The sequence below is a fragment of the Acinetobacter sp. AOR34_HL genome, assembly GCF_027854795.1.
Lineage (GTDB): Bacteria > Pseudomonadota > Gammaproteobacteria > Pseudomonadales > Moraxellaceae > Acinetobacter > Acinetobacter junii.
The window spans coordinates 72,867-99,814 of the sequence record NZ_JAKTID010000022.1 but is presented as its reverse complement, the minus strand read 5'-3'; the positions used below and the strand labels follow the sequence as shown (position 1 = coordinate 99,814).

The window sequence follows — 26,948 nt, the reverse complement described above, 5'->3', positions numbered from 1 at the left end:
TTACCTTCACTTATTTATTTTGTGAGTGGTTTATTTCTAATGCTTTTAGATAAATAATAATTATTTGAGATATATAGAGTTTTATGTAAATAATCTCAACATTAAATATTTATATAGCAACATCTAGACCAGTCAGCCATTAAACTTTTACGTTTTTCAAGATAATCTCCACGTAAATAAGAAGCTTCAACCTTATCTGGAAGTTTGTGCGCGAGAACATGTTCACAAACTTCTCTACGGTAATCTGTTTTGTCTGCCGACCAATCACGGAAAGTAGATCGAAATCCATGTGTAGTAATCACCCGATTCTGTTTTGGATCAATATAGCCTAAGCCATTTTCTTTTAGCTTTTGTTCATGCATCCGTTTAATCAGTGTGGTTAATGACATATCTGATAACATCTCACCAGTACGTGGTGCAGGGAAGATGAAATCTTGTGTTTGAGTATGATCTTGAATTGACTCAAGCAACGTAATGGCTTCTTTAGACAAAGGTACACGATGCTCTTTATCTGCTTTCATACGTTCTTTGGGAATAATCCAGACCTTATTCTTAAAATCAATTTCCTGCCATTTCGCCCCAAAAATCTCACCTGAACGACAGGCTGTTAAAATTGCAAATTCCAGCGCTTTCGGTGAAATCCCTTTTTTCTGTCTTAGATGACGTATGAACTCAGCAACCTGTTCATAAGGCAAGGATGGATGTGGGCGTGATTCCTGTTTTAAGTTACCTAATATAGGTTCAAGATTACCTTTCCATTCGGCAGGATTATCCCCCTCAAAATATCCCATAGCCTTGGCATAATCAAAAATGGTCTCTATACGACCACGAATACGTTTGGCCGTTTCATTTTTTTCAATCCATATAGGTTCTAGTACAGCAGCTATATCGACTTTGGTAATATTGCTAATACTAAGATTACCCAGCGTTGGATAGATATAGGTTTCTAGTGTTGATGACCATTGACCAATATGCTTTTCATTTTTGAGTTCACGGGTTTTATTGGCAATAACGACTTTTGCACACTCAAGGAATGTTTTGTTCCGTAGTTGCTGAATATGAAGCTTTTCAAGCTGTTCTTGTTTGTATGCAATAGGATCAATACCATTTCGTATTTGTAACCTTAGTTCGGTGGCTTTGGCACGAGCTTCAGCTAAAGAAACTTCAGGATAGGGGCCAATGCCGATATCACGGCGATGCGGTTTTTGCTTACCATCCTTATCAAGGCGTTTTCCCACAACAGCGCGCAAAATCCAGACACGTGAATTACCTTCGACATTTAAGCAAAGGCCGTCAACACCCCCTACAGAATGGCGACCAGTCTCTTTGATTTTTGCTACACTGAGAGCAGATAGTTCTTTAGATTTTTTTGGCATGTCCTGATTTACCCCACAACCTACCCCTCATAAAATACTGGAAATGGTAGGATTAGACAAGATGGCTTAGGATGGTATAATGGTTAAGTATTTGAATTATATATTTTTATAATATCACTTTGGACTGCTTAGGACTATTGTTAGACGGACACCGCTTCCGCCAAATACTTAAAAAGCCTCTGTTTATACAGAGGCTTTTTTATTTCTATAAGAAAATTTTAAACATCTATTTATTATTTAAATTTTTTATGGAATCTAAAGTGGACAGATTTTGTGAAAAAGAATACTGATGTTAATGCATTCACCCAAGCAAATTTCATACTAAATTGATTGTTTGATAAATTAAGAGAATTGTTATCTAAAATAAAAATAAATTTTGTATGCTAAAAAACAAGAAAAATCTTTGCTGATAGGATTGCATAACTATTATCTATGTTTTGTACTGTTTTAAAAATCATGCATTTTTTGCATGAAATATTTAATTTTTGCATTATCGTTTTTAAAAGAAAAAAGTAACACTTGCCTGTGCTTATTGTTGAGTCGAAAGTTCTGCTGTATGGCTGAAAACTTTTGACTGAGTCAACATGGATTATCACCAAGGTTTGATGTGTATTGATCACATTGGTGTAAAGAAGGATAGGGAAGGAATAATTATTATGAACCAAAAAAGGTTGCTCAAATATATTCTCATCGCAATGATATCGGGAATATTAGTTGGTTGGGCATGTCATAGCTCAGTAAGTACAGCACAAGCAACGGATATTGCATCTTATTTTAAGATTGTCACGGATGTCTTTCTTCGATTGATCAAGATGATTATTGCTCTATTAGTCTTTGCAACGATTGTTTCAGGATTAATTTCGATGGGTAAATCATCCTCTTTAGGATCGATTACATTCAAAGCCATGAGTTGGTTTATTGGCGCTTCATTTATTTCACTATTGCTAGGTATGGGACTTGCGAATTATTTCCAACCGGGTGTGGGAATGAATCTCGTTATACCAAAGGAAGCTGTAGATGTGGGTGTAAGTGCATTAAGCTTAAGTCTTCAAACATTTATTACACATATTTTCCCGCGTAGTTTCGCTGAGGCAATGGCGAATAATGAAATTCTTCAGATTTTAGTCTTTTCGATATTTTTTGGTTCGGCTTTAGCTTATGTCCAACATCAATCTGGGGCTACCGTCATTGGGCGCATTATTGATGAGCTATGTCGTGTGATGTTTCGTATCACGGATTACGTGATGGCTGCTGCACCAATCGCTGTTTTTGCGGCAATTGTATCTGCAATCACAGTTCAGGGTCCGAAGCTAATCTTAGACTATAGTATTTTTATCGGGCAGTTCTATGTGGGTCTGTTGATCTTATGGATGATCCTGATTTCTTTTGGTTATATTTTCTTGAAGAAAGATGTTTTTAGATTGGTTAAAGCTGTACGTGAACCGACAACTTTGGCTTTTGCTACGGCAAGTAGTGAATCTGCTTATCCTAAGACAATGGAAGCGTTGAATAAGTTTGGTGTACCGAAACGGATTACCAGTTTTGTGTTGCCACTTGGTTATTCATTTAACCTAGATGGTTCAATGATGTATATGTCTTTTGCAGTACTCTTTATTGCGCAAGCTTACAATATTGATCTAAGTTTTACTCAACAAGTTTTAATTCTATTAACGTTAATGATCACCAGTAAAGGAATAGCCGGTGTTTCAAGGGCTTCAATTGTTGTGATTGCATCTACTTTAGTGATGTTTAAATTGCCTGAGGCTGGAATTTTATTAATCCTTGCGGTTGATCAATTTTTGGATATGGGCAGAACTGCAACAAATGTCATAGGCAACAGTATTGCTACAGCTGTGATTGCTAGAACTGAAGCAGGCAATGAGGAAGTTGATGAGGTTGAGGAAGTGGTTGTTGATTCGATCGTGCCAGTGAGTCGTTTAGCAGATAAGACCTAACTTCTGATACCAGCAAAAACGATTGGATGACAAGTAAATTTATAAACTAAAATGATTGTTTAATATCTTTGAATCTGGTTTTAGATCATCGGTATTAAGCAATCATTTTAATTCATAATTATTATTTAAATTCTTGTAAGGTTAAAAAATCCCAAATATAGTTTATTCTTTTGGAGAGTACGATTTTTCTTCTGATGATATAAACGTCTTGATATGTGTGAAAATTAATTGGTTCAACGATTTTAAGTTTATTTTCTGCAATCTCTTTTTCAACAAGAAGCTTTGGTAGCCAAGCAATTCCTAAACCTTGTAAAACGAGTTCTTTTAAATCGCTTGCATTATCAGTTTCATATAATATTCGATAGTTTAGTTGATTTTCTATAATATCATCGACACATTTTCTCAAATAAGCCTGTTTGCTATATGATAACAACGGAAATAATTCATTAAATGAATATTTTGGTTGGTTATTATAAAGGGCGGTGACAGGCAAAATTTCCATTTTCACGATTTTGTGGAAAAGAAAAAGTGAAAAATCTATTTGAGCTAAAGTTTTCTGGTCACAATAACAAATCAAGAAATCGCAAGAACCATCTGTGAGCAAGCGCATGCCTTGTTTGAGGTTTGCTGCAATAATTTCTAATTTTAAATCACTCAGATCTTCGGAAAGCTCATGAATAAAACGAGGGAAAAATTGTGTAATAAGTGAATGAGAAACAGCGAATTTGGTATTTAGTTCATTGTTTTTAATATTTTTTTCTAAATAGGTAATTGTGCTTGAAAGTTGGTTGTGAATGTTTTTAGCAGTAGCTAATAAAATTTGTCCAGCTTCAGTGAAATCAATATTTTTACTTTCTCGATCGAGGATTGGGAAACCCAAAGCATTTTCAATATTTTGTAGTCTACGTGAGAAGGCGGACTGAGTAACATGCCTGATCTCTGCTGCTTGGGAGATTGATTTTTCCTGTTCTAATGCAAGTAAATCTTCAATCCATCGAATTTCCAAGGTCATAAATTATCCTTAATGCATGCTCATACACTATTATAATCTATTATGCAAAAAATGCATGTAGTAATATTTTTTTACATTAGAAAAAAAACACACAGTCTTTTAACATAAAAATATAGTCGTACAGGATTTATTCAAATGAACATTAAAATTAATACGCGGACTGAAAAAGATTTATTGGGTTTTAAAGAAATTCCTTTGAATTGTTATTATGGTGTACAAACTTTAAGAGCAATCGAGAATTTTAATTTAAGCCAAAGTAAATTAAGCCAGTTCCCAAACTTTATTAAAGCATTGGCAATGGTTAAGTCTGCGTGTGCTTATTCAAATCTTAAATTAAATAAAATTGATGAAAATAAGAACAAAGCAATTCAATATGCATGCCAGCAGATTTTAAATAACCAATATCATGACCAATTTATGGTGGATATGATCCAAGGAGGTGCTGGAACCTCAACCAATATGAATATAAATGAGGTTGTGGCAAATATTGGATTGGAATATCTAGGTCATAGTAAGGGTGAATATCAATACTTACATCCTAACAATGATGTGAATATGTCTCAATCGACCAACGATGTATATCCTACTGCAATCAAAATAGGTTTAATTGCGGCAATTGAACAGTTAAATGTACCTTTTAATCATCTAATTGCGAGTTTTAGAGCAAAATCTGAAGAGTTTTCGGATATTTTGAAAATGGGTAGAACTCAGTTACAAGATGCTGTGCCGATGACATTAGGGCAAGAATTTGGGGCTTTTGCTGCTACATTACAAAATGATTTAGATAAATTAAATCAGATCATGCCTGATGCTTTGAGTGTTGTAAATCTAGGTGGTACCGCAATAGGTACAGGGATCAATACTGAAGTGAAGTATCGTGAATATGCTATTGAAGCTTTGTCAGAAATTACGGGTCGTAAGATTAGCAGTTCACCTGATTTAATCGAAGCCACATCAGATATGGGTGATTTTGTTTTATTGTCGAGTTTCCTAAAACGTACAGCGACGAAGCTTTCAAAAATCGCCAATGATTTGCGTCTATTATCGAGTGGTCCACGTGCTGGTTTAAGTGAAATTTATCTTGAGCCACGTCAGCCTGGAAGTTCAATCATGCCAGGTAAAGTGAATCCTGTAATTCCAGAGGCAATGAATTTAATTTGTTTCCAAGTGATTGCAAATGATTTGGCTGTCACTTTAGCTGCTGAGGCAGGGCAGTTGCAGCTTAATGCGATGGAACCATTGATTGCATTCAAACTATTTGAATCAATTGATTTGCTAGGAAAAGGAATGCAAATGTTCCAACTTAAATGTATTGATACGATTCGTGCTAATGCGGAACTTTGTCAGTCACAAGTTGAAAATTCGATTGGTATTATTACAGCATTAAATCCATTTTTAGGTTATGAAACCACGACACGTATTGCTAAACAAGCAAATGAATCTGGCCAAAGTGTGCTGAGTTTAATTAAAGCTGAAAATCTAATTTCTGATGAGGTTTTGGCAGATATTTTAGCTGTAAAAAATATGGTACATCCAAAGCAATCAGTCTGACTTTTAAAGACTTGATGTAAATTTGTTCGACCCAAGAAAGCTTGTGACAGCTTTCTTGGGTTATTGATCTTCAAAACTATATAGCTCTAAACCTCTCTGAAAAAATAAGAAATAAAATCGTATTTTTACATTTTCAATACTACTCCTATACATGTGGAGCCAAGCAGAATGATTCTTGCTATGTAAAATATAAAAAATTAATTAATTTTTATAGTTTTGCTCGTAGTTTACAAAATTTTAGCGTTGAAGTTGACATTGAATCCTTGTGTAAACGTTCAAACCATATTTGGAAATAGATGATCTTTTTAATCATTCCAATTTGAAATTTTGATCCATCTATTGAGTTTATCCAAGTCTAAAACCGAAGCTGATTTAGAGACTTTTTATGTTTTCTCCCTACATCCATGCATTTGCATTGTTTTTTTCATTACTGAATCCATTCCTTATGAGTGTTTATATGATTGGTATGATCCGTAATACGGATGCTAAAGTTTTTAGCAAAGCATTGATTCAAGGATGTTTAATCGCATTTATTGTCTTTATTTTATTTGCTTGGGGTGGTGAAAGTATTTTTAGCCGTTATTTGAATGTTCGATTTGAATCATTTCAAATTTTCGGTGGTCTCATATTTTTAGTCATCGGTTATCGTTACGTTTTCCAAGGTGCAGAAACAATTGGTGAGATGAGAGGTGCACCTGAACATCTAGCTGGAACAATAGCTATGCCATTTATGATTGGACCAGGAACCATAAGTGCTGCAGTAGTCACAGGGATTAGTGTTCCATTTTCAGGTGCAGTTGCAGTCATTGCGATTACGTTGATGTTAACGTGTAGTATTTTGATTCTGATGAAATTTGCACACGATCATTTACGCTATAAACATGCAAAATATATTGATCGTTATTTTGACATTGTAGGGCGTTTGTCGGCTCTGCTGATTGGCACAATCGCTGTTGATATGATAGTCAATGGGATTATGGGGCTGATCGAAAGTGCTAATATTATTAAATAGAAGTATATATGGTATTTAAAATATAAATACCAAATGAACAATTTTCTCATTACTATCCGAAAATTGGTGCGATGTAATCATTTTGAAATATTCATCGTAATTTATATAAATATATTTGATGGTATTTTGAGCTAATTTGCATATGTTTAATTGTCTGAATAAAGGATAATAGTCGCGTAGCATATTTACGAGTTTTACTCATGTCTCCTTTAGATCAATTAAACCAAGCTCCCGATGATCAATCTGAATTAACGATGTCAGTGCTTATGACACCTGATATGGCAAATTTTTCAGGCAATGTTCATGGTGGAGCAATTTTAAAGTTACTTGATCAAGTCGCATACGCCTGCGCTAGTCGTTATTCAGGTAGTTATGTTGTGACTTTATCTGTGGATAAGGTCAATTTCAAAGAACCTATTTATGTAGGAGAGCTGGTTACCTTTTTAGCAAGTGTGAATCATGTTGGTCGTACATCTATGGAGATTGGTATTCGAGTGGAAGCTCAAAATATCCAAAAAAGAACGATTCGTCATACCAACACATGCTACTTCACGATGGTAGCAGTAGATGAACAACGTCAGCCAAAAGCAGTTCCAGCATTAAATTTAGATACAGATTGGAAGCGTTGTCGTTTTGAAGCAGCTGAATTACGCAAAATTCATCGTTTAGAAGAAGTGCAACAACCATCATGCAGCATTTTCAAAAAATCTTCTCAATGCTAATAGCTTAATTCTCTGATTTAAAAAAGAACGAACCGCAGCATGGTTCGTTCTTTTGCATTAATAACAACATTTGATTGTTATTAATGTGGTCTAAAGGTCTGGAGGAACCTTGAGATCAGTTTAGTTTGTAGCAGCAGGTGCAGATGCAGGTGTTTCACTCGCAGTTGCATCAGTTGTTGCTTGACCTTGAGTTTCTGGCTGTTCTTGAGTTGAGACAACAACTTTCTCTTCTGTTTCATGCGCAGCATGTGATTGATCATGTGCTGTAGCAGCAAAGGTTGTTGCAGCAGCAAGTGTAAGCGTAGTAGCTAACAAAGTCTTAATAAGTTTCATAATTGGCATCCTTAAATTCAATTTTTAAAAGCCGCTATCAAGTTTACTGAACAAGCAGAGCCTGATTTCGACATGGGTTCATGCTAAGTGCCAAAATTATTTACAGCAATATTCTTAACAATGTTTTACGCCTAGCTTAACAATGTGAAATAATAATTAATGTTATGTTGCAGACATGTAAAACAAAACGCCAAAATGAATCATTAAAATGTGTGCAAATATGTTTTTTTGATTAAAAATAGAACAGGTGAATTACGAACGGGAAACATAAACTCGGATTTATATAAAATCTGTTGATTGTATAAAACGATTATATTTTTTAATTTAATTTCTTTATTTGATTTAATATGGTGATTTTGTCTTGGAAAATAATAATTATGTGACTTAAGTCTCAACTGGTGGTTTTTAATAAATTGCTTCATTTTCAGTTTTCTTTCTCGATACAATAGGCTTAACACTTAGATTGAGATTGTCGTGAAACTCATTAGCCGTAAAGCTGTACCCACTCATATTATTTCTGGTTTTCTCGGTGCTGGTAAAACCACATTACTCCAGTATTTATTGACTCAAAAACCTGAACATGAGACTTGGGCTGTTTTAATGAATGAATTTGGGCAAATTGGTGTGGATCAGCAGCTTATTACTCAACAGCAAGGCTATACAGTTAAAGAATTATTAGGTGGATGTTTATGCTGTAGTAGTCAGCTTCCTATGCAGATTGCACTTTCACGACTCTTAAGTGAAACACAACCAGATCGTTTGTTTATTGAGCCGACAGGTTTAGGGCATCCTGCCCAATTGCTTGAGCAACTTACAGAACTGCACTGGCAACGAAGTTTAGATATGCGCGCGTTGGTCATTGTTGTTGATGGAAGTCGATTACATGATGAAAATTGGGTCAGACAGAACTTATATACAGATCAACTTAAAGCTGCACAAATTGTTGTAATTTCACATGCTGATTGCATGACGGATAGTGATCAACAGATTTATTTTGAACTAAAAAAAGAATTTCAGGCTTATGTGCAGGATTGGATTGAAGCTGAACATGGCCACGTCCAACTCGAAGTGATTGATAAAGCACAGCGACGTGTTTTACGTAAAATTCAACCATTATTAAAATTACAACAGCATCAAACGCTAGATGAAAATGTCAGCGCAGTGAAACAACTACCGTACCATTATGTTGAGTCATCACAAGGCTATACCGTTGCAGGATGGAAATTGCCTAAACGTTGGATGTTTAATTTTAATGAGCTTTTAGATTTGTTTTGTGCACAACAGGATTGGGTGCGTATAAAAGGTATTTTTAATACAGATCAAGGTTGGAAAAGTTTCAACTTTAATCCTGAGCAATTTAATTACAAGTCAACTGAAGCAGGGCTAGATAATCGAATTGAAATTATTACGCAGGCATCACATGACTGGTTTAAGTTTGAATCAGAGTTGTTAGATTGTCAGCTAAAAGATGAATGATTCATCGTCATAACGGTCAAATGGCATCTTTATTTTTTCAAAATAGAGTATGCTTAGCGCCAAATTTGAGGATGTATTCTATGGCTCTAAAAGCAACGATATATAAGGCAGATTTGAATATTGCCAATATGGATGAGCATATTTATGCTGATTATCAACTTACACTTGCGCTGCATCCGTCTGAAACAATTGAACGACTCATGGTTCGTGTGCTCGCTTACGCGCGTTTCGCTGACGAGCGTTTAGAATTCACAAAAGATCTGTTTGAAACTGACGAACCTGCTTTATGGCAAAAGGATCTAACAGGGCTTTTGGAAAAGTGGATCGAAGTAGGTTGTCCAGCAGAAGATAAAGTCAAAAAAGCAAGTGCTCGTTGCAAGCAAGTCGCAGTTGTTGCATATGGTTCGCAAGTAGATGATTGGTGGAAACGTAATAGTAAAATCAAAACTTTAACGAATGTCGAAGTTTGGCAGCTAGATGATAAAACTACCAGTGAACTAGAGGAGTTGTGCGAAAGAACGATGCAGTTACAACTGAATATTTTAGATGGTGAGTGGACTTTGTTGAGCGATAAAGGTCAAGTCGATATTAAATGGCAAAAATTGCAATAATTGGTTTGATCGATATTAGGAGATAATTTGAGATGATAACTGAATTAGAAATTATTGATTTAAAAATTGGTGAAGGTAAAGAAGCGGTTAAAGGTGCGCTTATTACCACTCACTACACGGGATGGTTAGAAGATGGTACTAAATTCGATTCTTCAATTGACCGTGGAAATTACTTTGAAACCGTGATTGGCACAGGTCGTGTAATCAAAGGTTGGGATCAAGGTATCATGGGAATGCGCGTGGGTGGAAAGCGTAAGCTGATTGTTCCGTCACACTTGGCATATGGTGAAAGAAAAATGGGAAAAATAATTCCTGCGCATTCAAACTTGATATTTGAAATCGAATTATTTGATGTCAAAACACGTGATGAATAATTAAAAAAAATATGTTGATAAAAATCACAATTTAATCTTAATTTATGATTTTATTGTGATTTTTGTCCTTTGTACAAAAACAATACAAATAAATATGTGATAATTAATTTAAGTTTTTGATTTATATGAATTTTATCTAATTAATTTTTTAGGCGATTTAAGTATAAAGTTATTGATTCTATAGACAGTTCTGTATATCTTTGAGATAAAAGAGCAGTGTTTTGTGAATCAAACTTTTTTCATAAAATGTGAATTAAGTTTACCTTTTGGAAAAATTGATTAAACTGGATAATCATTAGGCAAACTAGCTTATTGATGTAATTGGCTAAATATAAAAATATTTCACTTGAGTGAACCAAGTGATAAAAATTGAGCGAGTAGAGGTGGGTATGAATGACTATTTGGATATTACCGCGTCTGAGCTATTAAAAGAGCTAAATAATTTTTTCATGATTGATACGTATGATGGCTCGGAAAATGGTTTTTGGGCAAATTCTAAAGCATTGACGGATAAACATTACTGGATGGATGGAGACAACAAAGTTGAAATAATTCGAGAGTTGAGTTCTTCTAATCCTCATGCAGAATGTAATTATAAAATTACATTACTTTCACCTGAGGAAGGTAATGTAGTTCTTCTTGATTATGATGGATTCAATAAAAAGATTTTAACTTTCCGTCGTGGTGATTGGGTCAACCGTCTTTATCGTTACTTTTATCATAAAGAGCGCTGCTACTTACAAGACCGTGCAGAACATCCAAATTTCCAACTTATTCAATACTAGTCTGGATACATTGATAAAGATTGCCTCGACTATCTAAGATGATCGAGGCAAATTTTTTTGTGGGTTTAAAATAACAATTTATTTTTAAGATTATTTTCAGTTTAAAAAATTATAACTACAATCCTCATATTACCCGACAAAGTCAGCCATCTAATTGTCGATAAGATGAAATCCTTCTGCATATCTCTGTACTGATTTTTCTTTATTATTGAGAATATTCTCCATGTCTACTCCTTCAAGATCGCCAGCTTTAAAATGCTTTTTAGGGCTCGTGGTTGGTATGTTATGCAACGCGGCAACTTTCGCAGCCAACCCCAAAATTGATGCTACTACCTTGACGGTGATTGGTTATCATGAGATTACCGATGAAAAAGATGCCCTGATACCAAGCTATGCGGTAACAACGCAGCAATTTAGTGAGCATATCCAATGGTTAAAGAAAAATGGTTACCATTTTATTAATGTAGATCAACTTATTAAGGCTCATCAAGGCAAGTATAGATTACCCCAAAAACCTGTTTTATTAACAGTAGATGATGGTTATCAGTCTTTCTACCAAAATGCTTATCCAATTATTCGTAAAAATAAAATTCCAGTCTTACTTGCAGTGGTGGGTTCTTGGTTAGAGCCATCCAATCTTGAAAAAGTCGATTTCGGTGGTGAGCCGATTGATAGAAATAAAATCTTAAGTTGGAGTGAACTTAAAGAAATGCAGAGTTCGGGTTTAGTGGAAATTGCTAGCCACAGTTATCATCTGCACGAAGGAGTCAATGCAAATCCACAAGGTAATTTAGAACCTGCTGCAATTTCTCGAATTTATGATCCCAAAAATCAAAGTTATGAAAGCGATTCAGCTTACCAGCAACGTATTTATCAAGATTTAAAAAAGAACAATGATTTACTACAGGCACATGGATTGCGATCACCACGAGTTATGGTATGGCCATATGGTCGATACAATATGCAGCTTGTGCAAACAGCAAAACAACTTGGTATGCCAATCACCATTACTTTGGATGATGGTGCAGATCATGCCAAACAGTCTTTGCAGAATATGAGTCGTATATTAATACAAGGTAATATGTCGACAAATGCTTTGGCACAAGAAATTAAAAATAGAGAATTGAATTTAAATGACAATAATCGACCGCAAAAAATTATGCATGTCGATCTTGATTACATTTATGATCCCGACCCTCAACAAGAAGAACGCAACTTAAGCCATTTGCTTGATCGTATTAATGGTATGGGCGTGAATACAGTTTATTTGCAAGCGTTCTCTGATCCTGATGCCAATGGTTCAGCAGATATGGTGTATTTTCCAAATCGTCATATACCAATGCGGGCTGATCTATTTAATCGTGTAGCTTGGCAAATTCAAACGCGTACCTCAGTGCAACGACTTTATGCATGGATGCCAATGTTGGCTTGGGAACTACCAAAGACTAATCCTGTTGCAAATGAGCTGGTTCAAACAGAGCAGGCCAAAGCAGGTGAACATTTAAACATGGGCTATATACGTCTGAGCCCATTCTCGCCAAAAACTCGACAAACGATCAAAGAAATTTACCAAGATTTAGCGAAATCCACACCATTTGATGGTCTGCTATTTCATGACGATGTGACTTTATCTGATTATGAAGATGCTAGTCCTCAGGCTTTGGCTGCTTATGCGCAACAAGGCTTAACAACCGACTTAGCTAAAATTCGGAATAATGATGCTGATCTGCAGAAGTGGACTGCATACAAAACTCAATATCTTGATGATTTTGCAATGGAATTAGCAAATGAAGTGCGACAATACCAACCTTATTTAATGACTGCACGGAATCTATATGCTCAAGTTGCATTAAATGCTTATGCAGAAAACTGGTATGCACAATCGCTAGAACAATCTTTAAATCGTTATGATTTCACCGCAATTATGGCAATGCCATATATGGAAAAGGTAGATCAGCCTGAACAGTTCTATAGCAACATTTTAAACCGTCTTAAAAAATATCCAAATGGTATTAAAAAGTCAGTGATGGAATTACAAGCCGTGAACTGGCGAAATGATCAAAAAATACCATCTGAAGAGATGGCTGCGACAATCAAATCATTATATCAACAGGGTGCAATGCACATTGCTTACTATCCAGATGATCCGATTAAAGATCACCCTGATGTAAAGCAAATGCATGATGCTTTTGCACAGAAATCATCGCAACTAGTGCCTTAATTGAGTATGTGAAATGACTGAAATTGCAGCCTTATGGTCATATGCCATTAAGTTCGTATTCTATTATCCGTTATTCATGTCTTATTTATGGATGATGGGGGCAATTCTATTTTATTGGAAAGAACGCCAAGACCCACCTTATCAACAGCCAAAAAGTTTAGAGCTTTACCCAAAAGTTGCAGTACTTATTCCTTGTTTTAATGAAGGTGATAACGCTGAAGAAACCATTAGCCATGCTTTACAGCTGGATTATCCGAATTTTGAAGTGATTGCGATCAATGATGGTAGTTCAGACAATACGGGACAAGTACTTGATCGTCTCGCAAGTCAATCTGAAAAATTGCGTGTTGTACATTTAGCTCAAAATCAAGGCAAGGCAATGGGATTGCAGGCGGGTAGCTTGATGACTGATGCTGAGTTTTTGATTGGCATTGATGGTGATGCTTTACTTGATCCTCATGCAGCTAAATGGATGATGCGACATTTTCTAGAGGATGAAACGGTTGCAGCGGTCACAGGAAATCCACGTATAAGAACACGATCAACCTTGCTTGGTCGAATTCAAGTGGGTGAATTCTCATCTATCGTTGGAATGATTAAAAGAGCACAGCGCACGTTTGGTCGATTATTTACGGTATCGGGGGTGATTACGGCATTTCGTAAAAGTGCCGTACATCAAGTCGATTATTGGTCTCCAAATATGTTAACTGAAGATATTGATATTACTTGGAAGCTTCAAAGAGCAGGCTGGGATGTACGTTTTGAACCGAATGCCTTGGTGTGGATTTTGATGCCAGAAACTTTTAATGGTTTGTGGAAGCAGCGTTTACGGTGGGCGATGGGCGGAGCACAGGTCTTAATCAAGAATTTGGACGTTTTCTTGAAACCCAAACTTAACTTCTTATGGCCATTAATGCTTGAATTATGCTTAACCTTGGTATGGTCATATTTGATGCTAATTATGGCTGTCATATGGCTATTACATTTTGTTATTACACTCCCAAGTCTCGCTATTGTAAGTTCGCCATTTTTGCCTTACGGAAGTGGGATTTTATTAGGGGCAACCTGTTTAATTCAGTTTGCTTTAAGCAAATGGATGGATAGTCGTTATGAACCAAACTTGGGTAAAAATTACTACTGGATGATTTGGTATCCCTTTGTATTTTGGTTAATTACGATAACTGCTACAATCGTCGCCTTTCCAAAAGTACTGCTTCGTGGACAGGAAAAACGTGCACGTTGGATTAGTCCTGATCGTGGTATTCGTTAATTTGTAAGTCTAATCTTACAGAGTATAGTGAAATGAAAGTAAATAGCTTGATTATTGATTTACGTCGCCAACTCCCATGGCATAAACGCTATTTTTCGACCACAACAACAGCGATGATGTGGGCAGGCTGGTTATTATTATGGCGTCCATTCGTTTTAGTTTGGGTATTGATTGAAATTCAGAAAACCCATCTAGCACAGCGTTTAATGTCAGGATTTAGTAATGGTATTGAACATGGTGTAATCGCATTAATTTTTTGTGCTGTCATACTCATGTTATGGGGTTTATTGCCTTCAAAATCAGTGAGTGAAAGGCAAACTGTTGAAAAGCGAATCACGGATTATGCTCGCTATTTTGAACTATCAGAACAAGAAATATCTTCTGGTCGTCAGCAAAAGATCACAATCGTTCACCACGATGAGAATGGTAAAATCATCCGAGTGGAATAACCTTCAATTCTAATAGATTTATTAGATACCTTAGTTTCGATTGAGGTATTTTTTGTATTTTATAAATTTCAGGCATAAAAAAACCAGCTTACGCTGGATTTTTTTACTGCACCAAACTTCAGTAGTTGAAGGATGGTGCCCGAGGCCAGACTCGAACTGGCACGCTTTGTGGGCGGGGGATTTTAAATCCCCTGTGTCTACCGATTTCACCACTCGGGCATGTGCGCAATAATAGTGGAGGCTTTAAATCTTGGCAAGAGTAAAATCAACTATTTGCTTTATTTTCAGTCAAAACATGTTTTTAACCTATAAAAAATAATCATGTGCTATGTATTTTTCATAGTTCTTTCACAAAATTGAGATCATTTGTTCATATTAGCTGATTAGGTTTAAGCATTTAAGGTGATAAAAATAAGGTAGTACTTAAATGACTGTAAATATTTCACGACGGGAACTCATTCAAAAAAGTTTATTCGGTTTGGGTGCATTATCACTCACAGTGGGAATGACAGGTTGTAATGATAGTTCAGATAATGAAACTTCTAGTTTAAAGGTGAGTTTTGAACATGGTGTTGCGAGTGGTGATCCGTTGCAAGATCGCGTTATTTTATGGACGCGTTTAACACCAAATGAAACCAGTGCACGTTTACAAGTGACATGGGAGCTTGCATTAGATCAACAGTTTAAACAAATCATTAAAACAGACAAAGTGGCTACATCAGCATCACAAGATTTTACGGTGAAAGTGGATGCAACGGGACTTCGGGCTGATACAAGTTATTATTATCGATTTATTTTTGGAAATAAGATTTCTCCAATAGGGCAGACTAAAACGTTACCCGTAAGCACATCTAAAGTTAGTTTTGCAGTATGTTCATGCTCAAATTATCCAGCGGGATATTTTTATGTATATCGTGAAATTGCAAAGCAAAATGTAGATGTGGTGATTCATTTAGGTGACTATATTTATGAGTATGGTGCTGATGGATATGCCACTGAAGATGCTGCAAAACTTGGTCGTACTTTAGCGGCAGATAACAATAAAGAAATTATTAAATTAGATGATTACCGAAAGCGATATGCACTATATCGAAAAGATCAGGACTTACAAGCTGCACATCAACGCCATCCATTTATCGTGATTTGGGATGACCATGAGTTGACGAATGATACTTGGAAAAATGGTGCTGAAAATCATCAAGAAAATGAAGGTTCGTTCCTTGAGCGTAAGTTGGCTGCCTTACAGGCATATTTCGAATGGATGCCAATTCGTCCTGTAGATGATCAGCATGTAAAGATTTATCGCCAATTCGATTTTGGTAATCTTGTTCAATTGACTATGTTGGACACCCGTATTATTGCTCGAGATCAACAATTAGATTATGCAAATTATTTAACTGCGACAGGCATAGACGTTGCAAAGTTTCAAGCTGATCTTACTAGTCCAACGCGTACTTTGATGGGGTTTGAACAACGTGATTGGTTATTAGGCAAATTACAGCAATCAAATGCAACTTGGAATGTTTTGGGACAGCAAATTTTAATGTCTAAAATGTTTATTCCTGCTGAGTTGTTACTTTCTTTGGCTGAAATAACTTCAGGCAATCCAACAGCTGAAACACTCACAAAAATGAATACGCAAATTACTGAACTGGTAACGCTAAAAGTTCGACTACAAAATAATGATCCAACACTTACTCAACAAGAGAAAGCGCGTGTACTTACGACTGCACCGTATAATTTAGACGCTTGGGATGGTTATTTCACTGAACGCGAGATTTTGTATGGCACATTAGCGCAGTTGAAAAAGAAAATCGTGGTCTTGGCGGGTGATACACACAATGCTTGGTCTTCAAATTTATACAGTAAAGATGGGGTATTCGTTGGAGTAGAGTTAGCTACCAGCTCAGTATCTTCACCAGGATTGGAAAAATACCTCAACATTCCTTTGGCACAATTGCAACAATTTGAATTTGCATTCAAGACATTAATTGATGAATTGAATTATTGTAATTTGAATCAACGTGGTTATTTGGTGGTTGAATTTGATCAGTTACAGGTACAGTCGAAGTGGATTTTTGTTGATTCTATTAAGCAGACAAACTATTCCGTTGATGAAAGTCGTCAGCACCAACTTAATTTAGATGTCAATTTATTGCCCATTCAGACAGCTCAGCAAGTTGCATAATTTTTGAAATCAAAAAAGCCAAGTATGCAAAGCTTGGCTTTTTATAAAACATCAAATTTTAGACATAAAAAAACCAGCTTACGCTGGATTTTTACTGCACCAAACTTCAGTAGTTGAAGGATGGTGCCCGAGGCCAGACTCGAACTGGCACGCTTTGTGGGCGGGGGATTTTAAATCCCCTGTGTCTACCGATTTCACCACTCGGGCTTTACCAATGGAGGCGGAGGTCGGAATCGAACCGGCGTACACGGAGTTGCAGTCCGCTGCATGACCACTCTGCCACCCCGCCATCTCTTGGTGATGCACATATTAGCAATCTTTAGAAAAAAAACAATAGTGTTTGCGGTGAATATGCACATAAAAACAACATCTAAAAGAATATTGGCTAAATTATCATGTATTATTTGCATTATTGATTCATACCCACTTTGGAGATGCGCTGTGGCATTGGTTTTAGACGGTCGTGCATTGGCAACACAAATCGAAGCTGATTTGTTGGTACGTGTAGAAGCATTAAAAGCAAAATCGGGTCGTACCCCAATTTTGGCAACAATTTTAGTTGGTGATGATGGTGCATCTGCAACTTATGTGCGTATGAAAGGAAATGCTTGCCGCCGTGTAGGCATGGATTCTCTAAAGGTTGAACTGCCAAAAGAAACGACAACTGAACAATTACTTGCTGAAATTGAAAAATTAAATGCAAATCCTGATGTGCACGGTATTTTGCTTCAACATCCAGTACCTGAACAAATTGATGAAAGAGCATGTTTCGATGCGATTTCACTCGAAAAAGATGTGGATGGTGTGACTTGTCTTGGTTTTGGTCGTATGTCAATGGGCGAAGCCGCGTATGGTTCAGCAACTCCAGCGGGTATCATGACGATTTTAAAAGAAAACAAGATTGAAATTGCAGGTAAGCATGCCGTTGTTGTTGGTCGTTCAGCAATTTTAGGTAAACCAATGGCAATGATGCTATTACAAGCCAATGCTACCGTGACGATTTGTCATTCACGTACTCAAAACCTTCCTGAGTTAGTGAAGCAAGCCGATATTATTGTGGGTGCAGTAGGTAAGGCTGAATTAATTCAGAATGATTGGATCAAACAAGGTGCTGTTGTCGTTGATGCTGGTTTCCATCCACGTGATGGCGGTGGTGTGGGTGATATCCAATTAGTGGGTATTGAAGATGTTGCATCAGCTTATACACCAGTCCCAGGTGGTGTAGGACCTATGACGATCACGACCTTGATTCGTCAAACAGTTGAAGCTGCTGAAAAAGCTTTAGGTTAAATATCCACTTTAAGCCCTTCTAAATAGAGGGGCTTTTTTCAAGAATTTAAGAAATATGAGCTGTACATTTCAATTTGCGAAAGCACCTGATCAATTGCTTAAAGCCTTACATGAAGTTATTCCAAATACTGATTTATTGGCTCAGCAGTTACCTGAAACCCCAATTTCACTGTGGCTAATTCCTCCTGTATTTCCAACTGATCGTTTAGATGATGAGGTGATTCGTCGTATTTGGAATGAAACCCCTTATTGGATTTTTTGCTGGGCTTCAGGGTTGGCGATGGCGCAATGGCTACTCGCTGAACCACATCATGTAAAAGATAAGGTGGTATTGGATTTTGGTGCAGGCTCAGGTGTGGTTGCAATAGCAGCAAAAATGGCTGGTGCAAAACGTGTTATTTGCTGTGATATTGACCAAGTAAGCTTGGAGTCATGTCGTGAAAATGCATTACTCAATAATGTAGAACTTGAATATTTAGATGATTTATACAAATCTGAACAGGTCGATGTCTTACTTGCCGCTGATGTACTTTATGATCAGTGTAATCGTTTCTTTTTAGATGAGTTTTTGAAGTTCGCACCTGAAGTATGGGTGGCGGATAGTCGTGTGAAAAATTTTAGCCATCCGCAATATTTGAAAATAGATGAAAGAAGTGCAACGACTTGGCCCGATTTAGATGAAGCCAAAGAATTTCGGAATGTAAGTTTTTATCGTACACATCCTCAATAGGCTCTAAATCAGGATAGGGTACTTTGTTGTGTTCTCTGTTTATCAAATAGCAACAGAGATTATTTTGTGTGGATGATAAAACAAGTCTCAGCGATTCAAGTATTGAAAGTTAATTCATATAAATGCTTTCGTGCTTGATCGCAATACAATCAAAATGAGGCTTAAATAGTGAATATTAAACAATCAGATGACACTAAACACGGAACTTTTGAGATTTTTGATGCTGATGTAAAAGCTGGTGAGATGGCTTACACGTGGGCAGGTGATTCAATGTTAATCATTGATCATACAGATGTCGAAGATCAATTTCGTGGACAAGGAATTGGTCGTCAATTGTTGGATGCTTTGGTTGCATTTGCACGTGAACGAGAGATTAAAGTTATTCCTTTGTGTCCTTTCTCTAAATCTGTTTTTGATAAAGATCAGTCAATTCACGATGTGCTAAAAGTATAACGATTGATGAAACGTATCTGAAATTGATTCAGATACGTTTTATGTCTTTTATGAATTAGTTGCAGTGATAGCGAACGACTTTAAGGGTAGAAGGTCGAGCTTCTAAAGCCTGACGAGTCGCATAACCTTCACTATTGTTCAGATCTGGCGAATTTGTAAGACCAAAAGTGGTACGGCTATTGCCAAGCTTAACACCATATTGTTCTTGTTGAGTTGGGTTCATGATTTCATTCACACTCAGCACTGAGATTTTATAATTTTTATCAGCACCTAAAACTTGTTTACAAGCATGTTGTAATTTGCTCTCGTCAACATCACGATTGCTATGTGCTGCTAAGGTGTATGCTAGAGTCGCTGATGTTGCTGTTTTATTTTCAATTTGATAGCCAGTCACGCCATTATATTGATGCGGACTAGTTTGACATGCTGCAATGAAAAGACTACCGCTTACAATAACGAATAAATTAGTTTTTTTCATATCAATGGTCCTGTTATTTCTGTTTTTAAGTATCGCATAAAATCAGCTTTAAGTTGTTAGGATTCTTTAAAACCTAAGCTATTCATCGCATATGGGTTCAAAGTTAAAGAAAGAATTTTCGTTTTCGAACAATTTTGCATATAATCTGCCAAGTTTTTTTATTTAATACAGAAGTCATTGCTTTATTGCAGTATCGAAGCCCGTTTTTTAACGGGCATTTAATTTGTTGCTCAAATAAATAAGGCAAGTCTGGATAGGTATGTCATGATCTCTACAGATAGTCAAAAAAAATATGTGGTTGCATTTGACCAAGGTACCACGAGTTCACGTGCGATCGTTTTGGATCACGATGCAAATGTAATCACGATCGCTCAACGTGAGTTTACTCAAATCTACCCACAACCAGGTTGGGTAGAGCATGATCCGATGGAGATCTGGGCAACACAAAGTGCAGTCTGGGTTGAGGCACTTGCACAGGCAAGTATTTCAAGTGATCAAATCGCAGCGATTGGGATCACCAACCAACGCGAAACTACTGTAATTTGGGATAAAAAAACAGGTAAACCTATCTACAATGCGATTGTTTGGCAAAGCCGTCAAAGCAATGAAATTTGTAATCAGCTTCGTCAGGATGGTTGGCAAGACTATATTCGTAAAGTCACAGGGCTTGTAATTGATCCTTATTTTTCTGCAACAAAAATTAAGTGGATCCTAGATCGAGTAGAAGGTAGTCGTGAGCGTGCGGAGCGTGGTGAGCTTCTTTTCGGTACGATTGATACATGGTTGATTTGGAAACTTACCAATGGGCAAGCACATGTAACTGATTATACTAATGCTTCTCGCACTATGCTTTTCAACATTGAAACTTTGGAATGGGATGATAAGTTACTCGAAGCTTTAAATATTCCGAAAGCAATGTTGCCTGAGGTACGTAGTTCTTCGGAAGTGTACGGATATACACATACAATTAGTGGGCAAGAAGTTGGAATTCCAATTGCAGGTATTGCTGGAGATCAGCAAGCCGCATTGTTCGGACAAATGTGCGTAGAAGTTGGACAAGCTAAAAACACTTATGGTACGGGTTGCTTCCTTTTAATGAACACGGGCAAGCGAATTGTTCAGTCTGAACATGGTTTACTTACAACAATTGCATGTGGTGCAAAAGGTGAAGTGAATTATGCATTGGAAGGTGCTGTGTTTAATGGTGGTTCATGTGTGCAATGGTTGCGTGATGAATTAAAAGCGATTAATGACTCACATGATTCTGAATACTACGCAACGAAAGTAAAAGACAGTAATGGGGTCTATGTTGTACCTGCGTTTACAGGTTTAGGTGCGCCATATTGGGACCCTACAGCACGCGGTGCGATTTTGGGTATTACACGCGGTGTGAGTATTGAGCATATTATTCGAGCAACTTTAGAATCGATTGCATATCAAACACGTGATGTTTTAGATGCAATGCAACAAGATTCGGGTGAGAAATTACGCACATTACGCGTTGATGGTGGCGTAACTGCAAACAATTTCTTGATGCAATTCCAAGCTGATATTTTAGGCACTTCAGTTGAACGACCTGCAATGAAAGAAACTACAGGTATGGGCGCTGCGTTTTTAGCTGGTTTAGCGGTCGGGTTTTGGTCTGATTTGAATGAATTAAAGAGTAGAATGACGATTGAGCGTAGTTTTACTCCTGAATGTACCCGCGACGAAACCGAAAAACTCTATAAAGGGTGGTTAAAAGCTGTTGGACGTACTCGTGATTGGGCAGAAGATTAGGGTAAAATAGCCGCCGAAGATATACAACAACACAGGATATATGAGCATGAGCTTGATACTACGCCAACAAAAAACCCTCGAATTAGTGAGAGAACGTGGCTATATAAGTATTGAAGAGCTTGCTCAATATTTTGATGTAACACCTCAAACGATTCGTCGTGATATCAACCAGCTTGCTGATGAAGGTTTGCTGCGTCGCTATCATGGCGGAGCGGCACATGATTCAACGGTGGAAAACACGGAATATACGACTCGTGTTGGCTACATGCTTGAAGAAAAAAGAACGATTGCGGCTGCTGTAGCAGCGGCTGTTCCAGACCATGCATCTTTATTTATTAATATTGGTACAACAACTGAAGCAATCGCTCATGCACTTTTAAATCATACTGGTTTAAAAATCATTACTAATAATCTTAATGTGGCTAAGATTTTGAGTAATAAGGAAGACTTTGAGGTCTTAATTGCGAGTGGTCGTGTTCGTCCTGATGGTGGGGTTATTGGTCAAGCTACGGCTGATTTTTTTAAACAATTTAAAGCTGATTATGCGTTGATTGGTATTAGTGGTATTGAAGAAGATGGAACGCTTCTTGATTTTGATTTTCAAGAAGTGTGTGTTTCTCAAGAAATTTTATCTAGTGCTAGGCAAGTGTTTTTAGCAGCCGACAGTAGTAAATTTGGTCGTAATGCCATGATCCGATTGGGATCACTCAAACAAGTTGATTGTATATTTACAGATCAGCAGCCTAATGAAGAATACATGAAGACAATCCGTGAATTGGATGTTGGTTTGATTGTCGCAAAATAAGTATTCATTTTCGAACATTGCGATGTACTATTTGAGCTAATTGATTTAGCTCAATATTTCTATTATTTAGTCTAAAAACTTTCAAAAAATCTTTTTTGTTTAATACTTCAGCATTTTTCCTGTGATTTATAAATTTACCATTTATCTTTAAATGACTGCTGATTGGCATTTTTATGTCTATTTTTTATTGTTTATTTTCATTTGATGTGTTTAAATTTTCATTATTGAACAATAATGAAAATTTGCGGTGACATATGCAAACTTCTCCTCTGTTAAAAGACAAAATTTATGATATCGCTGTGATTGGTGGTGGTATCAATGGTGTAGGTATCGCTGCAGATGCAGCAGGACGTGGTTTGTCTGTGTTCTTATGCGAAAAAGATGATTTAGCAAGTCATACATCATCTGCAAGTAGCAAGCTCATTCATGGTGGATTGCGCTACCTCGAACATAAAGAATTCCGTCTCGTCCGTGAAGCATTGGCTGAGCGTGAAGTGTTATTGGCTAAAGCGCCGCATATCATTCGTCCAATGCGATTTATCATGCCGCATCGCCCACATTTACGTCCAGCATGGCTGATTCGAACAGGCCTATTTTTTTACGACCATTTAGGTAAACGTGAGAAATTATTGGGATCAAATAATGTCTATTTTAAAGATGATAGCCCACTAAATTCAGCAATTACTCGCGGTTTTGAATATTCTGATTGTGCGGTTGATGATTCACGTCTGGTTGTGTTAAATGCTATGCATGCACGTGAAAAAGGCGCTGATGTTGTTACTCGCACACGTTGTTTATCAGCTCAACGTGTAGAGGGTTATTGGGTTGTAGAACTAGAAAATGCACAAGGTTCATTTAAAATTAAAGCTAAAGCTTTAGTTAATGCTGCAGGTCCTTGGGTTGCACAATTCATCAAACAAGATTTAGAGCTCAAATCACCTTATGGCATTCGTTTGATTCAAGGTAGTCATATTGTTGTGCCGAAACTGTATGAAGGTGACAAAGCATTTATTATGCAAAATGATGACCGCCGTATTGTGTTTGCGATTCCGTATTTAGAACAATATACAATGATTGGTACGACTGATCGTGAATATCAGGGTGATCCATCAAAAGTACAAATTACGCAAGCAGAAACAGATTATTTGCTTGAAGTGAGTAATGCACATTTCAAAAAACAGCTTACTCAAGCTGATATTATTTGGACATTTGCTGGGGTTAGACCATTATGTGATGATGAGTCCGATAATCCTTCAGCCATTACACGAGACTATACCTTAGCTTTATCTCAAGAAACTCATGATCAGGCACCATTACTTTCTGTTTTTGGTGGAAAGTTAACGACTTATCGGAAATTGGCTGAGTCGGCTATGCAGCAGTTAAAAGCATTCTTCCCTGAAATGAAGGGGAGTTGGACTGCAACTGAGGCTTTACCTGGTGGCGAAAATATGGCATCTGCTGAACAATTAGTGAATGAGATTCGTGCACAAATTACAGATGTTTCTGAGAGCTTAGCAAAACGTTGGGCGACTTCTTATGGTTCGCGTATTTGGAATATCTTGGGCGAGGCTGTTTCAATTGATCAGCTTGGACTGAGTTTTGGACATGGATTATTTGCTAAAGAAGTGGATTACTTATGTCGATTTGAATGGGTAACAACTAGCGAAGATATTCTTTGGAGACGTTCTAAATTAGGATTGGTTTTTGCGCAAAATGAAATTGATCGCTTAGATGCCTATTTATCAAATAAGCCGAATCATATTGTAGCCGCTTAAATAGACTAATATAAAAAAGATCGCTGAAGCGATCTTTTTTATTATCCCTTGATCCCACTTTATTAAAGGGAGCGGGCTAAGGTAATTAAGCAGATTTAACAGCTGCTAATAATTCATTTTGACGATCTTTAAGTGCTTGTGGTAAACGATCACCAAGTTTAGTAAATAACTCAGTGTGGCTTTCAAGCTCTTTGATCCATTGGTCTTTGTCTTGTGCTGTAACAGTTTCGAATTGCTCTTTAGAGAAGTCGATACCTGTCCAGTTCAATTGTTCATAAGTTGGAACGTAACCAATAGGAGTTTCAGTTGCTTCAGCACGACCTTCACAACGATCAATGATCCACTCAAGAACACGCATGTTTTGACCGAAACCAGGCCATACGAAGTTGCCTTCAGCATCACGACGGAACCAGTTTACGTTGAAGATTTTTGGTAATTTGTTACCTGCAGCTTCTGCTTTAGCACCCACTTCTTGACCAAGTTGTAACCAGTGACCGAAGTAATCAGCCATGTTATAACCTGCGAAAGGAAGCATCGCAAATGGATCACGACGAACAATACCTTGTTGACCAACAGCAGCAGCAGTTGTTTCTGAGCCCATAGTTGCAGCTTTATACACGCCATCAACCCAGTCAAATGCTTCAGAAACTAAAGGTACTGTGTCTGCGCGACGACCGCCGAAAATGAATGCAGAGATCGGTACACCTGCTGGATTTTCCCAGTCAGCGTCGATAGAAGGGCATTGACCCGCAGCAACAGTGAAACGTGCATTCGGATGAGCCGCTTTTTCACCTGCAACGTGTGGCTGACCTTTCCAGTTGGTAAGGTTTGCTGGAACTTCTTTAGAAAGACCTTCCCACCAAACTTCACCGTCTTCAGTAACAGCAACATTGGTATAGATAACATCTTTAGTTAATGTCGCCATACAGTTCGGGTTGGTTTTGGTGTTTGTACCAGGCGCAACACCGAAGAAACCAGCTTCTGGGTTGATTGCATATAAACGACCATCTTCACCTGGTTTGATCCAAGCGATATCGTCACCTACAGTCTCAATCTTCCAACCTTCATAACCCGCTGGTGGAATCAACATTGCAAAGTTAGTTTTACCACAAGCAGAAGGGAATGCCGCTGCGATGTAGTGTTTTTCACCTTGTGGGTTTGTTACGCCCAAAATAAGCATATGCTCAGCTAACCAGCCTTGTTCACGACCCATTGCAGATGCAATACGTAAAGCTAAGCATTTTTTACCAAGTAAAGCGTTACCACCATAACCAGAACCGTAAGACCAGATTTCACGAGTTTCTGGGTAATGCACGATATATTTTTCACTGTTACAAGGCCAAGCAACATCTTTTTGACCTTCTTTAAGTGGAGCAGCTACTGTGTGTACACATGGGATGAATTCACCATCTGTACCTAACACGTCATAAACTGCTTTACCCATACGCGCCATTTTAGTCATGCTAACAGCAACGTAAGGTGAATCTGTTAATTCGATACCGATATGTGCAATGTGGCTACCTAATGGACCCATAGAGAAAGGAACCACATACATGGTACGGCCTTCCATTGAGCCATCAAATAAACCATTTAACTTTTCGCGCATTTCTGCAGGAGCAACCCAGTTATTCGTTGCACCAGCATCTTCTTGGTTTTGAGAGCAGATATAAGTGCGATCTTCAACACGAGCAACGTCAGAAGGGTCAGAATTTGCAAGGTAAGAACCAGGATGTTTTTCTTGGTTAAGTTTTTGCATGGTGCCGTTAGCGATCATCAAGTCGATCAGACGTTGATATTCTTCTTCGCTTCCGTCACACCATTCGATTTTTGCTGGTTTGGTTAGTTTTGCAATTTCTTCCACCCATGCAATAAGCTTAGGGTGACGAACGAATTCTGGTGCGTTCACTTGGGTCATGGTGATGCCTTTTTAAAGTGTGTACGACGTACAGTTCTATTCATTGGGTGACAATGAAAATAGATGAAGTAAAAAAAGTGGCTGTATTAAAGCACAAAATCGTAAAAAAAATAAGACTATCGGATCATATTCCCGATTAGTGAAAGAATGTATATTTTTTCATAAGTTATTGTTTTTGATGTTTTTGGTTATGGTTTTTGTTCGCATGTGATTTTTTTATGTGTGTTATTTTTATTATAAATACTTATTAAAAACAATGGTTTATGATTTTTAACTTTTCTTGAGAATTATTATTGATAAATTGAATAATCATCATCCGAATTTTACATAAACTAGCTTTTAATTGTTGTTTTTATAAACAAATATATTGGATATCGTCGTCAAGGCT

The 26,948-nt window shown here is 37.2% G+C and carries 23 protein-coding genes and 3 tRNA genes; 18 read left to right on the top strand and 8 right to left on the bottom strand.

What is annotated here, in order from left to right; translation table 11 throughout:
* Positions 1 to 101: 101 nt before the first annotated feature.
* Positions 102 to 1,376, bottom strand: coding sequence for a tyrosine-type recombinase/integrase (locus tag MKL32_RS02925; protein ID WP_151817066.1), 1,275 nt, complete (start codon positions 1,374 to 1,376; stop codon positions 102 to 104).
* A 656-nt stretch (positions 1,377 to 2,032) separates the two neighbouring features.
* On the opposite strand from MKL32_RS02925, the gene MKL32_RS02920 reads away from it, so the two are divergent.
* Entirely contained in the window at positions 2,033 to 3,331 is a 1,299-nt protein-coding gene (locus MKL32_RS02920; protein WP_039048026.1) for a dicarboxylate/amino acid:cation symporter, read from the top strand.
* A gap of 121 nt (positions 3,332 to 3,452) precedes the next feature.
* Here MKL32_RS02920 and MKL32_RS02915 read toward each other — a convergent pair whose 3' ends face one another.
* Positions 3,453 to 4,343, bottom strand: a complete 891-nt coding sequence (locus MKL32_RS02915) for a LysR family transcriptional regulator (protein ID WP_039048027.1) — start codon at positions 4,341 to 4,343, stop codon at positions 3,453 to 3,455.
* Between the two features lie 135 nt (positions 4,344 to 4,478).
* Between MKL32_RS02915 and MKL32_RS02910 the strand changes: the two genes are divergently transcribed.
* The 3 genes from MKL32_RS02910 (at position 4,479) to MKL32_RS02900 (ending at position 7,628) form a co-directional block, all read left to right on the top strand.
* Positions 4,479 to 5,894: an aspartate ammonia-lyase gene (locus tag MKL32_RS02910; RefSeq protein WP_125318072.1), complete on the top strand. Its 1,416-nt coding sequence runs from the start codon at positions 4,479 to 4,481 to the stop codon at positions 5,892 to 5,894.
* A gap of 385 nt (positions 5,895 to 6,279) precedes the next feature.
* A complete protein-coding gene (locus MKL32_RS02905) occupies positions 6,280 to 6,906 on the top strand; it encodes a MarC family protein (protein ID WP_004956101.1) in 627 nt (208 codons plus the stop codon).
* Between the two features lie 200 nt (positions 6,907 to 7,106).
* Positions 7,107 to 7,628, top strand: a complete 522-nt coding sequence (locus MKL32_RS02900) for an acyl-CoA thioesterase (protein WP_004912784.1) — start codon at positions 7,107 to 7,109, stop codon at positions 7,626 to 7,628.
* Positions 7,629 to 7,748: 120 nt separating this feature from the next.
* On the opposite strand, the gene MKL32_RS02895 is transcribed toward MKL32_RS02900, so the two are convergent.
* Entirely contained in the window at positions 7,749 to 7,961 is a 213-nt protein-coding gene (locus MKL32_RS02895; protein ID WP_042893615.1) for a hypothetical protein, read from the bottom strand.
* Between the two features lie 474 nt (positions 7,962 to 8,435).
* Here MKL32_RS02895 and MKL32_RS02890 point away from each other — a divergent pair, with 474 nt between their 5' ends.
* The 7 genes from MKL32_RS02890 to pgaD all read left to right on the top strand — a co-directional run bounded on the left by MKL32_RS02890 (position 8,436) and on the right by pgaD (position 15,147).
* Positions 8,436 to 9,437: a CobW family GTP-binding protein gene (locus tag MKL32_RS02890; protein ID WP_042893617.1), complete on the top strand. Its 1,002-nt coding sequence runs from the start codon at positions 8,436 to 8,438 to the stop codon at positions 9,435 to 9,437.
* Positions 9,438 to 9,517: 80 nt separating this feature from the next.
* Positions 9,518 to 10,048: a YaeQ family protein gene (locus MKL32_RS02885; protein ID WP_004963407.1), complete on the top strand. Its 531-nt coding sequence runs from the start codon at positions 9,518 to 9,520 to the stop codon at positions 10,046 to 10,048.
* Positions 10,049 to 10,080: 32 nt separating this feature from the next.
* The gene (locus MKL32_RS02880) at positions 10,081 to 10,422 is read left to right on the top strand and encodes an FKBP-type peptidyl-prolyl cis-trans isomerase (RefSeq protein WP_004912770.1); all 342 of its coding nucleotides are present in this window, start codon (positions 10,081 to 10,083) and stop codon (positions 10,420 to 10,422) included.
* A 389-nt stretch (positions 10,423 to 10,811) separates the two neighbouring features.
* Positions 10,812 to 11,207 carry a hypothetical protein gene (locus MKL32_RS02875; RefSeq protein ID WP_004963404.1) on the top strand — a complete coding sequence of 132 codons (396 nt, stop codon included), beginning with the start codon at positions 10,812 to 10,814 and terminating at the stop codon, positions 11,205 to 11,207.
* A 223-nt stretch (positions 11,208 to 11,430) separates the two neighbouring features.
* The gene (pgaB, locus tag MKL32_RS02870) at positions 11,431 to 13,428 is read left to right on the top strand and encodes a poly-beta-1,6-N-acetyl-D-glucosamine N-deacetylase PgaB (RefSeq protein WP_004963399.1); all 1,998 of its coding nucleotides are present in this window, start codon (positions 11,431 to 11,433) and stop codon (positions 13,426 to 13,428) included.
* Between the two features lie 13 nt (positions 13,429 to 13,441).
* Positions 13,442 to 14,698, top strand: a complete 1,257-nt coding sequence (pgaC, locus tag MKL32_RS02865) for a poly-beta-1,6-N-acetyl-D-glucosamine synthase (protein WP_039048031.1) — start codon at positions 13,442 to 13,444, stop codon at positions 14,696 to 14,698.
* A 32-nt stretch (positions 14,699 to 14,730) separates the two neighbouring features.
* The gene (pgaD, locus tag MKL32_RS02860) at positions 14,731 to 15,147 is read left to right on the top strand and encodes a poly-beta-1,6-N-acetyl-D-glucosamine biosynthesis protein PgaD (protein WP_004956118.1); all 417 of its coding nucleotides are present in this window, start codon (positions 14,731 to 14,733) and stop codon (positions 15,145 to 15,147) included.
* Positions 15,148 to 15,280: 133 nt separating this feature from the next.
* Here the strand turns inward: pgaD and MKL32_RS02855 are convergent.
* A tRNA-Leu gene (locus tag MKL32_RS02855) sits at positions 15,281 to 15,366 on the bottom strand.
* Between the two features lie 208 nt (positions 15,367 to 15,574).
* Between MKL32_RS02855 and MKL32_RS02850 the strand changes: the two genes are divergently transcribed.
* Positions 15,575 to 17,335, top strand: coding sequence for an alkaline phosphatase D family protein (locus tag MKL32_RS02850; RefSeq protein ID WP_039048032.1), 1,761 nt, complete (start codon positions 15,575 to 15,577; stop codon positions 17,333 to 17,335).
* Between the two features lie 121 nt (positions 17,336 to 17,456).
* On the opposite strand, the gene MKL32_RS02845 is transcribed toward MKL32_RS02850, so the two are convergent.
* Both MKL32_RS02845 and MKL32_RS02840 read right to left on the bottom strand, forming a co-directional pair.
* Positions 17,457 to 17,542: transfer RNA gene (locus MKL32_RS02845), tRNA-Leu, on the bottom strand.
* An 8-nt stretch (positions 17,543 to 17,550) separates the two neighbouring features.
* Positions 17,551 to 17,624, bottom strand: a tRNA-Cys gene (locus tag MKL32_RS02840).
* Between the two features lie 152 nt (positions 17,625 to 17,776).
* On the opposite strand from MKL32_RS02840, the gene folD reads away from it, so the two are divergent.
* The 3 genes from folD to MKL32_RS02825 all read left to right on the top strand — a co-directional run bounded on the left by folD (position 17,777) and on the right by MKL32_RS02825 (position 19,808).
* The gene (gene folD / locus MKL32_RS02835; RefSeq protein WP_039048033.1) at positions 17,777 to 18,625 is read left to right on the top strand and encodes a bifunctional methylenetetrahydrofolate dehydrogenase/methenyltetrahydrofolate cyclohydrolase FolD; all 849 of its coding nucleotides are present in this window, start codon (positions 17,777 to 17,779) and stop codon (positions 18,623 to 18,625) included.
* A gap of 55 nt (positions 18,626 to 18,680) precedes the next feature.
* Entirely contained in the window at positions 18,681 to 19,355 is a 675-nt protein-coding gene (locus MKL32_RS02830; protein ID WP_004956126.1) for a class I SAM-dependent methyltransferase, read from the top strand.
* Positions 19,356 to 19,523: 168 nt separating this feature from the next.
* Positions 19,524 to 19,808 (top strand): GNAT family N-acetyltransferase, encoded by a 285-nt coding sequence (locus MKL32_RS02825; RefSeq protein ID WP_004912740.1) that lies wholly within the window; start codon positions 19,524 to 19,526, stop codon positions 19,806 to 19,808.
* 55 nt (positions 19,809 to 19,863) lie between these two features.
* Here the strand turns inward: MKL32_RS02825 and MKL32_RS02820 are convergent, their stop codons facing one another.
* Complete coding sequence (locus MKL32_RS02820; RefSeq protein ID WP_039048034.1) at positions 19,864 to 20,286, bottom strand: hypothetical protein; 423 nt, start codon at positions 20,284 to 20,286, stop codon at positions 19,864 to 19,866.
* A gap of 264 nt (positions 20,287 to 20,550) precedes the next feature.
* Between MKL32_RS02820 and glpK the strand changes: the two genes are divergently transcribed.
* The 3 genes from glpK to glpD all read left to right on the top strand — a co-directional run bounded on the left by glpK (position 20,551) and on the right by glpD (position 24,645).
* Positions 20,551 to 22,065 carry a glycerol kinase GlpK gene (gene glpK / locus MKL32_RS02815; RefSeq protein ID WP_004912734.1) on the top strand — a complete coding sequence of 505 codons (1,515 nt, stop codon included), beginning with the start codon at positions 20,551 to 20,553 and terminating at the stop codon, positions 22,063 to 22,065.
* Positions 22,066 to 22,111: 46 nt separating this feature from the next.
* Positions 22,112 to 22,870, top strand: a complete 759-nt coding sequence (locus MKL32_RS02810) for a DeoR/GlpR family DNA-binding transcription regulator (RefSeq protein ID WP_004963376.1) — start codon at positions 22,112 to 22,114, stop codon at positions 22,868 to 22,870.
* Between the two features lie 254 nt (positions 22,871 to 23,124).
* A complete protein-coding gene (gene glpD / locus MKL32_RS02805; RefSeq protein ID WP_151690751.1) occupies positions 23,125 to 24,645 on the top strand; it encodes a glycerol-3-phosphate dehydrogenase in 1,521 nt (506 codons plus the stop codon).
* 85 nt (positions 24,646 to 24,730) lie between these two features.
* Here glpD and MKL32_RS02800 read toward each other — a convergent pair whose 3' ends face one another.
* Positions 24,731 to 26,560, bottom strand: coding sequence for a phosphoenolpyruvate carboxykinase (GTP) (locus tag MKL32_RS02800; protein WP_005402231.1), 1,830 nt, complete (start codon positions 26,558 to 26,560; stop codon positions 24,731 to 24,733).
* Between the last annotated feature and the right edge of the window lie 388 nt (positions 26,561 to 26,948).